The 12,810-nt window shown below is 61.3% G+C and carries 9 protein-coding genes; all 9 read left to right on the top strand.

Annotated elements, in window-relative coordinates; all coding sequences use genetic code 11:
* The first annotated feature begins 93 nt into the window (after window positions 1–93).
* Window positions 94–834, top strand: coding sequence for a flagellar basal body rod protein FlgF (locus ACODTD_RS16720; RefSeq protein ID WP_011333016.1), 741 nt, complete (start codon window positions 94–96; stop codon window positions 832–834).
* 45 nt (window positions 835–879) lie between these two features.
* Entirely contained in the window at window positions 880–1,665 is a 786-nt protein-coding gene (gene flgG / locus ACODTD_RS16715) for a flagellar basal-body rod protein FlgG (protein ID WP_011333017.1), read from the top strand.
* Between the two features lie 53 nt (window positions 1,666–1,718).
* Window positions 1,719–2,414: a flagellar basal body L-ring protein FlgH gene (gene flgH / locus ACODTD_RS16710; RefSeq protein ID WP_011333018.1), complete on the top strand. Its 696-nt coding sequence runs from the start codon at window positions 1,719–1,721 to the stop codon at window positions 2,412–2,414.
* Between the two features lie 27 nt (window positions 2,415–2,441).
* Window positions 2,442–3,530 (top strand): flagellar basal body P-ring protein FlgI, encoded by a 1,089-nt coding sequence (locus ACODTD_RS16705; RefSeq protein WP_011333019.1) that lies wholly within the window; start codon window positions 2,442–2,444, stop codon window positions 3,528–3,530.
* Window positions 3,531–3,541: 11 nt separating this feature from the next.
* Window positions 3,542–4,834, top strand: coding sequence for a flagellar assembly peptidoglycan hydrolase FlgJ (gene flgJ, locus ACODTD_RS16700; protein WP_489105032.1), 1,293 nt, complete (start codon window positions 3,542–3,544; stop codon window positions 4,832–4,834).
* A 21-nt stretch (window positions 4,835–4,855) separates the two neighbouring features.
* Window positions 4,856–6,901 (top strand): flagellar hook-associated protein FlgK, encoded by a 2,046-nt coding sequence (flgK, locus tag ACODTD_RS16695; RefSeq protein WP_489105031.1) that lies wholly within the window; start codon window positions 4,856–4,858, stop codon window positions 6,899–6,901.
* A 13-nt stretch (window positions 6,902–6,914) separates the two neighbouring features.
* Window positions 6,915–8,486 carry a flagellar hook-associated protein 3 gene (locus ACODTD_RS16690; protein WP_011333022.1) on the top strand — a complete coding sequence of 524 codons (1,572 nt, stop codon included), beginning with the start codon at window positions 6,915–6,917 and terminating at the stop codon, window positions 8,484–8,486.
* Between the two features lie 116 nt (window positions 8,487–8,602).
* A complete protein-coding gene (locus ACODTD_RS16685; RefSeq protein ID WP_489105030.1) occupies window positions 8,603–12,199 on the top strand; it encodes a glycosyltransferase in 3,597 nt (1,198 codons plus the stop codon).
* Window positions 12,200–12,428: 229 nt separating this feature from the next.
* Window positions 12,429–12,810, top strand: a 382-nt coding sequence (locus ACODTD_RS16680; protein ID WP_489105029.1) for a calcium-binding protein, incomplete at its 3' end; no start/stop codon positions are given.

Genomic DNA, 12,810 nt, shown 5'->3' with positions numbered 1-12,810 from the left:
CCTCGGCCGCCAGAAAAAAGTTGGTCTGCAAATTGCTTATGGCTCAGCAGTACAGCGGTGGGCGGCAAACGTCCGGCATGCAGAGGAAAGAGTGTGGACAAGTACCTTTATGTGGCAATGACCGGCGCCAGCCAGAACGCACTGGCGCAAAAGGCTCATGCCAACAACCTGGCGAACATCTCCACCAACGGTTTTCAGCGCGACCTGGAACAGGCGCGTTCGATGCCGGTGTTCGGTGACAGCTTTCCGGCGCGTGCGTTTGCCATGAGCGAACGGCCCGCCACCGACTTCACGCCGGGGTCGCTGGTGCAGACCGGCCGTGACCTCGACGTGGCCGTCAGCGGCAACGGTTTCATTGCCGTGCAGAACCCCAACGGCGGCGAAAGCTACGTGCGCACCGGCAGCCTGAATATCGACGCCCTTGGCGTCTTGCGTGCCGGCAATGGCATGCCGGTCATGGGCAATGGCGGGCCGATCGCGGTGCCGCCGGAGCAACAGGTGGAAGTTGGCGAAGACGGCACCATCAGCATTCGTGCGATGGGCGAAGGCCCGCGGGTCATGGCCGAAGTCGATCGCATCAAGCTGGTCAACCCGGACATCAAGAACATGAACAAGGGCCTGGACGGTTCGATCTACACCAAGGACGGCCAGCCTGCGCCGGCCGATGCCAACGTCAAACTGGTGTCGGGGTTCCTGGAGTCGAGCAACGTCAATGCCGTGGAAGAGATGACGTCGGTGCTGGCCCTGGCCAAGCAGTTCGAACTGCACGTCAAGATGATGAACACCGCCAAAGACGACGACCAGGCCATGGCTCGGGTCTTGCAGATCAGCTAATTATCAGAACGTCGCGCCGTAAAACAGGCGCACGAGGAGAATCGAATGCTTCCGGCTCTATGGGTTGCCAAAACCGGTCTGTCCGCCCAGGACACCAATCTGACCACCATTTCCAACAACCTGGCGAACGTGTCGACCACGGGTTTCAAACGTGACCGCGCCGAGTTCCAGGACCTGCTCTATCAGATCAAGCGTCAGCCAGGCGCCCAGTCGACCCAGGACAGCGAACTGCCGTCGGGTCTGCAAGTGGGTACCGGTGTGCGCATCGTCGGCACCCAGAAAAACTTCACCGCCGGCAGCCTGCAAACCACCGAGCAGCCGCTGGACATGGCCATCGACGGTCGCGGTTTCTTCCAGATCCTGCAGCCGGACGGCACCACGTCCTACACCCGTGACGGTACTTTCCACCTCGACTCCAACGGTCAGATCGTCAACGCCAGCGGTTTCGCCCTGGAACCGGCCATCGTCATCCCGAACAACGCCCAGACCTTCACCGTAGGTCGTGACGGCACCGTGTCGATCACCGTCGCCGGCAACCCTGCCGCTCAGGTGATCGGCAACCTGCAAACCGCTGACTTCATCAACCCGGCCGGTCTGCAAGCGGTGGGCAACAACCTGTTCCTGGAAACCGCCGCTTCCGGTGCGCCGCAAGTCGGTACTCCGGGCCTGAACGGTTTCGGCACCACGCTGCAGAACACCCTGGAAACCTCAAACGTCAGCACCGTGGAAGAGATGGTCAACATGATCACCACCCAGCGCGCGTACGAGATGAACTCCAAGGTGATCTCCACCGCCGACCAGATGCTCTCGTTCGTAACGCAGAATCTGTAATCAAGTCTATGAGGCGGCCATGAGGTCGCCTGCAACACCGTGAGGTAAGGGTCATGAAGCGCTTTGTATCTGTTGTGGCATTGAGCGGGGTCGTCTCGCTCGCGGGCTGCGTCGCTCCGACGCCCAAGCCCAATGATCCTTACTACGCCCCGGTGTTGCCGCGCACACCGTTGCCGTCGGCCGCCAACAACGGCTCGATCTATCAGGCCGGTTTCGAGCAGAACCTGTACAGCGACCGCAAGGCGTTCCGGGTCGGTGACATCATCACCATCACCCTGAACGAGAGGACCCAGGCCAGCAAGAACGCCAACTCGCAGGTGGCCAAGAACAGCAAGACCGGCATCGGCCTGACGTCGCTGTTCGGCGGCAGCGCCACCACCAACAACCCGTTGGGCGGTAACGACCTGAGCCTGGATGTCGGTTACAGCGGCGACCGCGCGACCAAGGGTGACAGCAAGGCGGCCCAGGGCAACACCCTGACCGGCTCGATCACCGTGACCGTCGCCGACGTGCTGCCCAACGGCATCATCGCCGTGCGTGGCGAAAAGTGGATGACCCTCAACACCGGCGATGAGCTGGTGCGGATCGCCGGTCTCGTGCGGGCCGATGACATCGCCACCGACAACACCGTGTCTTCGACCCGGGTCGCCGATGCACGCATCACCTACTCGGGCACCGGTTCGTTCGCCGATGCGAGTCAGCCAGGCTGGTTCGACCGTTTCTTCCTCAGCCCGCTGTTCCCTTTCTAGGTGGCTACGTTGAATTTCAAGAGCCTCATGCTCGCTGCGGCGTTGATGTCCGCAGCCTTTGGTGCCCACGCCGAGCGGCTGAAAGATATCGCCAGCATTTCCGGCGTGCGTTCCAACCAGTTGATCGGCTATGGCCTGGTGGTCGGTCTTAACGGTACCGGCGACCAGACCACGCAGACCCCGTTCACCCTGCAGACCTTCAACAACATGCTCTCGCAGTTCGGCATCAAGGTGCCGCCGGGATCGGGCAACGTGCAGCTGAAAAACGTCGCGGCAGTGTCGGTGAGTGCCGATCTGCCGGCGTTCGCCAAGCCGGGTCAGCAGGTCGATATCACCGTGTCGTCCATCGGTAACTCCAAGAGCCTGCGCGGCGGCACGCTGTTGCTGACCCCGCTCAAGGGTATCGACGGCAACGTCTACGCCATCGCCCAGGGCAACCTGGTGGTCGGCGGTTTCGATGCTGAAGGTCGTGACGGTTCGAAGATCACCGTCAACGTTCCGTCGGCCGGTCGCATCCCGGGCGGTGCGTCGGTCGAGCGTTCGGTGCCGAGTGGTTTCAACCAGGGCAACAGCCTGACGCTGAACCTCAACCGTTCCGACTTCACTACCGCCAAGCGGATCGTCGACAAGATCAACGACATGCTCGGCCCTGGCGTGGCTCAGGCCATCGACGGCGGTTCGATCCGTGTGACCGCGCCGCTCGATCCGAGCCAGCGCGTCGACTATCTGTCGATCCTGGAAAACCTCGAAGTCGATCCGGGTCAGGCCGTGGCGAAAGTCATTATCAACTCGCGTACCGGCACCATCGTCATCGGCCAGAACGTGAAGGTATCGCCGGCCGCCGTGACCCACGGCAGCCTGACCGTGACCATCACCGAAGACCCGATCGTCAGCCAGCCGGGCCCGCTGTCCAATGGCCAGACCGCCGTGGTGCCGCGCTCGCGGGTGAATGCCGAGCAGGAAGCCAAGCCGATGTTCAAGTTTGGCCCGGGCACTACCCTCGACGAGATCGTCCGGGCGGTGAACCAGGTCGGCGCCGCGCCGGGTGACCTGATGGCCATCCTCGAAGCACTGAAGCAGGCCGGCGCGTTGCAAGCCGACCTGATCGTGATCTGAGGACGGCGACCATGGATATGCGCAAAAGCGGTCTGGTCAGCAGCAGCGATTCGGGTTCGTACTCCGACCTCAATCGCTTGAATCAGCTGAAGGTCGGCGACAAGAACAGCGATGCGAACATGCGCAAGGTCGCGCAGGAATTCGAATCGCTGTTCCTCGGTGAAATGCTCAAGTCGATGCGTTCGGCCACTGAAGCGCTGGGGCAGGACAACCCGCTCAATACGCCGGCCGCCAAGCAGTATCAGGAAATGTATGACCAGCAACTGGCGGTTTCCCTGTCCCGCGAGGGCGGTGGTATTGGCCTGGCCGACGTGCTGATCAAGCAGATGTCGAAGAACAAACCGATGGCGCCGGGCGAGGCGGCGGCCGCGTCCGCCGCCAAGCAGGAAGAAGCCAGGGCCAAGGCCGCTGCCGTGGCCACGCCGATTGCCGCTGGCACCGTGGCTGCCAATGGTCCGTTGTCGCGACTCAATGGCGAGCGGCCGCTGTGGGCGTCGCGTTCGGTGCATGCGCCGAACACTGAACTGACCCATCGCAATGACATGGAAATGATCAACCAGCGTCGTCTGGCGTTGCCGCCGAAACTGGCGGATCGCTTGCTCGCCGGTCTGGTGCCGTCGGCTACGCCGGCAGCGGCCACTCAACTGCCGCAACGCGCCGCGACCGCCGCTGTTACCGGTTCCGGCCCGCTGTACAACGGCGACTGGCTGGCCCGCGCCGAGGCGGACAAGGCTTCCGGCGGACAGATGCAGATTTACGGTCGTGCGATGGCACAGATCCCGTTGGCGCCAGCCAAGCGCGCGTTCAGCAACGCCGACCAGTTCGTCAACACCATGTTGCCGATGGCGCAGGAAGCCGCCGCGCGCATTGGCGTCGATCCGCGTTATCTGGTGGCTCAGGCTGCACTGGAAACCGGTTGGGGCAAATCGGTCATGCGCGCCCAGGACGGCAGCAGCAGTCACAACCTGTTCGGCATCAAGGCGAGCAGCAACTGGAAGGGCGATTCGGCCCGGGCGATCACCAGCGAATTCCGCAACGGGCAGATGGTCAAGGAGACGGCCGAGTTCCGTTCCTACGCCTCATACAAGGACAGCTTCCACGATCTGGTGACTTTGCTGCAGAGCAATAATCGCTATCAAGATGTGCTGAAGTCGGCCGATAACCCAGAACAGTTTGTACGCGAATTGCAAAAGGCCGGTTACGCGACCGACCCGAATTACGCGACGAAGATTTCGCAGATTGCCAGGCAGATGACGGTCAATCAGAACTACGCTGCGGCCGGCGTTTCAACAACGCCCTTATAAACACAAGGTAAGGTTTGAATCATGAGTTTGCTCAATATCGGGATGTCGGGGTTGGCCGCGAGTTCATCCTCTCTGGCTGTGACGGGCAACAACATTGCCAACGTCGACACCGCCGGTTATTCACGCCAGCAAACCGTGCAGGGCACCAAGTCCTCGATTCAGTACGGTAACGTGTTCATCGGTACCGGTACGACTCTGGCCGACGTGCGCCGGGTGTACAACTCCTACCTCGAATCGCAGCTGCGTACCGCCACGTCGCTCAATAGCGAAGCCGCCGCCTTCGGTGCGCAGGCGACCGCGCTGGACGGCTCGCTGTCCGACACCAACACTGGCCTGACCGGTGTGCTGCAGAAATTCTTCACCTCGATGCAAGGCGTGTCGACCTCGGCCACCGACGACACTTCCCGCCAGTCGGTGCTGACCGGCGCCCAGGCCCTGACCAGTCGCTTCAACGCGCTGGCCAAGCAGATGAACGATCAGAACGCCACGCTCAATGGCAACCTGTCCGACATGGCGTCCCAGGTGAACAAGCTGGCAACCTCGATTGCCACGCTGAACCAGAAGATCGGCGAGATCTCCACCAGCGGCGGCCAGCCGAACGATCTGCTCGACAGCCGTAACGAAGCCGTGCGTCAACTCTCCGAGCTGACCGGCGCGCAAGTCGTTGAGCGTGGCACCAGCTTCGACATCTACATCGGCAGCGGCCAGCCGTTGGTCATCGGCAATACCACCAATACCCTGAGCACCGTGCCGCTCAAGGGTGACCCATCGCGCATGGGCATCCAGATGGATCGTGGTTCGAGCACCATCGACATCACCTCGGCGATGACCGGTGGTGAAATCGGCGGTCTGCTGACTTATCGCAAGGAAGTGCTCGATCCTGCACTCAACGAGCTGGGCCGTGTGGCACTGGTCGTTGCCGACCAGATCAACCGCCAGCAAGCCCAGGGCATCGACAAGAACGGTGACTTTGGCGCGGCCATTTTCAACAACATCAACAGTGCCGCCCTGATCAGTCAGCGCAGCATCGCCCAGTCCGGCAACAGTGCAGGTTCGGGCAATCTTGATGTCACTATCAAGGACACCGGCAAGCTGACCACCAGCGACTATCAGGTCACCTTCACCAGCGCGACCAACTACACGGTCAAGCGCTCCGACGGCACCGACATGGGTTCGTTCAGCACCACGACCACGCCGCCTCCGGTAATCGACGGCTTTACCCTGGCCCTTAACGGTGGTGCGCTGAGCGCCGGCGATACGTTCAAGGTCACCCCGACCCGCAACGCGGCGTCCAGCATTCAGACCGTGCTTACCGACCCGAAGAAAATCGCCGCCGCCGGACCATTGACCGGCGTGGCCAGTGCCAACAACTCAGGCACCTACACTCAGCCGACGCTGACTGACGTCGTCGATATCTACAACCCGGCGTCCCAGGCAGAGTTGCAGAACGCGCTCAAGTATTCGACCCCGGTCAAACTGGTATTCGGTGCCACCACCAGCGGCAGCCAGACTTACAACATGGTTGATGCCAAGGGGGCCACGATCGGTTCCGGCGTCATCGTTCCCGGTCAGGCGAACACCCTGAACCTGAAGATCGGCATGGTCGACTCCACCGGTGCTCCGGTGATGGACACCACCGTCATCCCGAACGTGCAAAAGACCTTCACCGTGCAGACCACTGTGGGCGCGACGCCGAAGTCCGGCGAAACCTTCACCATCAACCTGACCGGCGCGGCCTCTTCGGACAACCGCAACGCCCAGGCACTGGTCGGTTTGCAGACCAAACAGACCGTTGACACCGGCACGGCGAGCAAGGGCATCAGCCTGACCGACGCTTACAACAAACTGGTAACCAACGTCGGTACCCAGGCTGCCCAGAGCAAATCCGACAGCGCAGCCACCACGGTGATCCTGGATCAGGCCCAGAGTGCACGGGACTCGCTGTCCCAGGTCAACCTGGATGAAGAGACCGGCAACCTGGTCAAGTATCAGCAGTACTACACAGCGTCTTCGCAGATCATCAAAGCTGCGCAGGAAACCTTCGCCACGCTGATCAACAGCCTTTAAGGAGCCGTAATTCATGCGCATTTCCACCGCCCAGTATTACGCGACACAAGCTGCCCAATATCAGCGCAACTACAGCAAGACGGTCGCGACCGCCAACGAAGCCAGCAGCCTGCAGCGCATCAACACGGCAGCCGACGATCCGATCGGTGCCGGTCGCTTGCTGAAGCTGGGCCAGCAGGCCGCGATGCTCGAGCAGTACAAAGGCAACATCGACACCACCAAGAGTTCACTGACCGTTCAGGAATCCACCCTGACATCCATCACCACCGCCCTGGCACGTGCCAAGGAAATCGGCCTGGCCGCCAACAACGGCATCGCCACCGATACGGATCGCAAGGCTTACGCGGCGGAACTGACCCAGATCCAGCAGCAGGTGCTGGGCCTGATGAATTCCAAGGACGCCAACGGCAACTACCTGTTCTCCGGCTCGAAGACCGATACCGCGCCGTACTCGCAGAACGCCGACGGCACCTACACCTACAACGGTGACCAGACCCAGATCAACCTGGGCATTGGCGACGGCCTGTCGGTGGCGACCAACACCACCGGTTGGGATGCTTTCCAGCAGACCATCAATACCGCCCGGACCCAGACCAGCATGACGGCTCCGGCTGTCGATGACGGTCGTGTGGTGCTGACCAACGGTATCGTGGGTACCGCTGCGACTTACAACGCCAAATTCACGGCCGGCCAGCCGTACACCGTGGATTTCATCAGCAGCACTCAGATCAAGATCACCGATGCCCTGGGCAATGACGTCACCACCGAAGCCAGTCAGAACGGTGCGATCACCAACAGCAACGGTGCCAACCAGACGGTCAGTTTCCGTGGTGTCGATCTGAAACTGAACATCAACCTCAAGCCAGGTGATACCAATCCGGACGCGGTCATCGCCGGTCACAGCTTCCAGCTGTCGGCCACACCGGACTCGTTCACCTCCGTGCGCAGCCCGGGCAACCCGTCGACCGCGGTCATCACCGGTTCGAACGTGACCAACCAGGCGGCCTACAACGGCGCCTTCCCGTCGGGCGGCGGCGCCGTTCTGAAGTTCACGAGTGCCACGGCATTCGACCTGTACGCGGCGCCTGTCACTGCCGACAGCAAACCGGTGTCTTCGGGCACCGTGGTCGGTGGCAACGCTACGGCTGCGGGCGTGACTTTCGCCATCGGTGGCACGCCAGCCGCCGGTGACCAGTTTTCGATTCAGTCCAACAACCACCAGACCCAGAACGTGCTCGACACCCTGGGCCAGATGGTCACTGCACTGAACACACCGATCGATGGTGATCCGGTCGCCAAGCAGAAATTCCAGGGTGCGATGGAGTCGGCGCTCGGCAACATCGAAAGTGCCGCCAACCAGATCGGCAGCGCCGTCACCTCGATCGGTGCCCGTGGCCAGTCGCTGGATGAACAGACCACCACCAACGAGACCCTGATCCAGGCGAACACCACCACTCAGGGCTCAATCCGCGATTCCGATCCGGCCGAGGTGATGACCCGCCTGACCCTGCAGCAGACCATGCTGCAGGCCTCGCAACTGGCGTTCAGCAAAATCAGCCAGCTGGGTCTGTTCAACAAGATCTGACGGCAGGCAGGCGGGCGCGCAAGCGCCCGCGTTGCCCTGTTCCTTCAATAGTTAATGTCTTAGCGGTTTCAAGAGCTCGCTTTTCTGGGCGGGTTCACACCGCCTGTGAGCCCGCCGTGAATTCACTTCCCCTCGTCAGCCTCGTCATTCCAGCCTTCAATCCGCGTTTTTTCGAACGGGCATTGCAAAGTGCCGTGAGTCAGGGCTATGGCAATCTCGAAATCATTGTCTGCGATGACAGTCGTGGTCACGAGATCAAAACCATCGTCGACTCGGTGAGCGATAGCAGCGGCGTGGCGGTGCGTTATGTACGCAATCCCCGGACGCTGGGGCTGGTGGGCAACCTGCACGTCTGTCTCGAACAGGCTCAGGGCGAGTTCATAAAATTCCTGTGCGATGACGACCAGTTGTTCAGCATCTGTGTCGAGCGTCAGGCGCAGACACTCATCGATCATCAGGATGTCAATCTGGCCCTGGCCCAGCGCCTGTTCTGGGATGCCGACGACCGGCCGTTGCCGTCACGCCTGCAAAACACGCCGCTGTCTCCGACCTGCGGGCTGTTCAAGGGTGAAGACCTGCTGGCGATCTTCGAGAACTTCCCGGTCAACATTCTGGGCGGTTTCAGCAATGCCCTGTTTCGCCGGGCCGATGTAGTGGAGTTGCTGCCGGCGTTGACCCAGCCGGGACACTGCTTTGTCGCCAGTCTGGACTTCGCCTTGTATGTCTGCCTGCTGCGCCGGGGCAACATGGTGGTTTCGAACCATGTCCTGAGTGTCGAGCGTCTGTACCCTGAACGATTGAGTGGTCAGCAGGCCATGCGCGATGCGATCGAGGCCGAGCGTCAATGGCTGACGCAGATGCTCAAGGCACGCAGCGGCGAATCGGCGCCTGCACCGGGCTGGGTGCGCTACGTGCCGATGACCAAGGCGGCCGAGTTGCCGCGTGTCTGGGAAGAACTGCCGCTGAGCCGGACGCTGGGTACCAAGCAGACGACCCAGGATTGGCACGTGGGCATCTCCAGCGTCAGTTTCGCCGAGCTGTACGCGCAGTGGCTCGAATGCCGCCACCTGACCGAAGGCCAGCGTGAATTGCTGCCGGATACACTGGCCGCGTGGCCGCGTACACCGAAAATCGTTGCACTGATTATTGACGAGCAGGGCAGTCGCTCGGCGCTGGATCTTACGTTGCAATCACTGGCCGCCCAGGAGTATTTGCCCGAGCTGACCATCGTATTGTCTGCGGCCTGTACCGAGGCGCGGCTGGACGAGCGCGTGGTGCGCATGCCGCTGCAGGATGACTGGCAGCAACAAATCAATGATCTGTTGCCGCAACTCGATGGTGCCGACTGGTTCTACCTGCTGCGTGCCGGCGATCGGTTGGTGGTGCCAGCGCTGTTGGTGATGGCCGAGCGCATTGCGTTGTCGCGTACCTTGACGTGTCTGTACAGCGATGAAGGTGGGTTGACCCAGGGCGAATCGACCGAGCCGGTATTCAAGCCGGACTTCAACCTTGATCTGATGCGCAGCTACCCCTACGTCGGCAGGGCGCTGGCGTTCGAGCGTGAGCGCTTCCTGGCCCTGGGTGGTTTCGATTCGTCGTTTGGCGAACTGGCACCCCACGATGTGCTGTGGCGCATGGTCGAGGAGGGCGGCACGCCGGTGGTCGGTCATATCGCGGAGGTGTTGCTGGAGTCTGTATTTGACCTGGCCAAGTGGCTGTCCGGACCGGAAATGGCAGACAGCAATGCACAACTGGTCGGCGCACACCTGGATCGGCTGGGCATCGCTCATGACATCCGTCGCGGTGCATCGAACCTGTTGAACCGGGTCGACTATCACCACGCCCGCCGGCCGCTGGTGTCGATCGTCATCGTCAGCAAGGATCAGACGGCGGCGGTGCAACGCTGCATCGAGAGCCTGCTGGAGAAAACCGCATACGCCGAGTACGAACTGCTGCTGGTGGACAACGGCAGCGAGAGCGCCGAAGCCCAGGCCTGGTTCGATGGCATGGCGCAATTGGGCAGCGAGCGGATTCGCGTGCTGGACTGCCCGCAGCAGGAAAACCTGGCGGCGGTGCGCAATCTCGCCGTGAGTCAGGCCCGTGGCGATTACGTCCTGCTGCTCAACCCGTACGCCGTGATCACCAACGGCGAATGGCTGGCGGAAATGCTCAATCATGCGCAAAGGCCGGAAGTCGGTGTAGTGGGCGCGAAACTATTCAACCCGGATGGCCGGATCGTGCATTCCGGGCTGATTCTGGGTCTGCAAGGGCCGGCCGGCGTACCGTTTTTCGGTGAATCGCTGCAGGCGACGGGTTACATGTATCGTCTGCTGGCGGCGCATGACCTGAGCGCCGTCGGCAGCGATTGCCTGCTGGTGCGCAAGTCGGTGTTCGAGGCCGTCGGTGGCCTCGACGAACAGGACCTGGCGCAGTCGCTGAACGAAGTGGACTTGTGCCTGCGTGTCGGTCAGCAGGGTTATCTGGTGGTCTGGACGCCTTATGCGCAGTTGGCATTGGGTGCGCAGCCGGCCGGTACGCCGAAAGAGGGTGAAGAGGCGCGGCTCGGCAAAGAGCAGGAAACGTTCTACAAGCGCTGGTTGCCAATCGTTGCGCGGGACCCGGCCTACAACAAGAACCTGTCGCTGAGCGGCCTTGGCGGGTCGAGCTTCAGTCTCGATCCGGGCTTGCGTACTGGCTGGACTCCGTTCTCCCAGCCACAACTGCCGAAGATCCTTGCGCTGCCGGTCAACGCCTCCGCCATCGGTCACTACCGCGTGACGCAGCCTTTGATCGAGCTGGAAGCGGCGGGGCGTGCGCTGGGGCGGATTCACTACAACCTGCCGACGATCATTGAGGTCGAACGCCAGTCTCCGGACGTGATCATTTTGCAGGGGCGCTATGCCGAAGCACCGATCAACGAAATCCCGGGTCTGCAAAAGTACTCCAGTGCGCGGCGGATCTATGAGCTCGATGACTACGTTATCGATGTGCCTCACCGCAACGCGCATATCCGCAACATGCCGAACAAGGACGAAATGGAAAAACTGGTCCGCCGGGCGATTGCCATGTGCGACCGGGTCGTGGTGTCCACGGCGCCGCTGGGCAATGCGCTGTCGAGCATGCACAACGACATCCGGGTCGTTCCGAACATGCTGTCCCAACATATGTGGTGCGACTTGCGCAGCCAGCGCCGCACCTCGAAAAAACCGCGGGTCGGCTGGGGCGGCGGCACCAGCCACCACGGCGACCTGGCGGTGATTGCCGACGTTGTTCGTGAACTGGCCAATGAAGTCGACTGGGTGTTCTTCGGCATGTGCCCGGATGAGTTGCGTCCGTACATGCACGAATTCCACGGCGTGATCGGTCTGGACGTGTACCCGGCAAAACTGGCGAGCCTCAACCTCGACCTGGCCCTGGCACCGCTGGAGTTCCACATTTTCAACGACTGCAAGAGCAACCTGCGTCTGCTGGAGTACGGCGCCTGCGGATACCCGGTGATCTGCACCGACACCGAGGCCTATCGCGGTTACCTGCCATGCACCCGGATCAAGACCAACACCACGGACGAGTGGCTGCAAGCGATCCGCATGCACCTGGCCGATCCGGATGCGAGCTATCGCATGGGCGACGAATTGCGTGAAGTCGTGCTGCGCGATTACGTGCTGCGTGGGGATAACCTGCGGTACTGGGAAAACGGCTGGCTGGCGGATTGATCGGTTCATCCGCGCTCCAAAAAAAACAGGCGACTATTGCAATCGCCTGTTTTTTTTTACCTGCCTGTTCGTCTTTGTTTCATTGGCGATACATTTCTTTGCAACGGACTCAAGCGCAGGGAGTTTCCTGTCGATATCAACACATTGCAGTTCAAGAAAATCATGCCGCGATGACGAGTGATCGCCACGCTGGCCGGTACCGGTTCACAAACAAGGCAAGGAAGATGTAATGGCGGTAATCAACGGGACAAACGGCGCGGATACGCTGAACGGTACGAGTGGGGATGATGAGATCAATGGCCTGGGTGGCAATGATGTGATTATCGGGAGTGCCGGGGCTGACAAAATTGACGGTGGCGCGGGTTTCGACACGGTCGATTACTCGGCTTCGTTCGCCGGGGTCAATGTCGATATTCGTCCGGGCACCGGGTTGCCTGGCACCGGTGGTGATGCGCAAGGCGACACGCTGATCGGCATTGAAAAGGTCATCGGTTCGGCGTTCAACGATACCTTCACCACTGATGCTTATCTGTACGCCACTTACGAAGGCGGTGCAGGCGATGACATCTACTTCGTCAACGGCGGTGGCGTGACCGTCATCGAGCAGGCCG

It is taken from the genome of Pseudomonas sp. FG35 (assembly GCF_057809295.1).
Note: the sequence above shows the minus strand (reverse complement) of the source record. Positions and strands in the feature narration are given on the sequence as shown.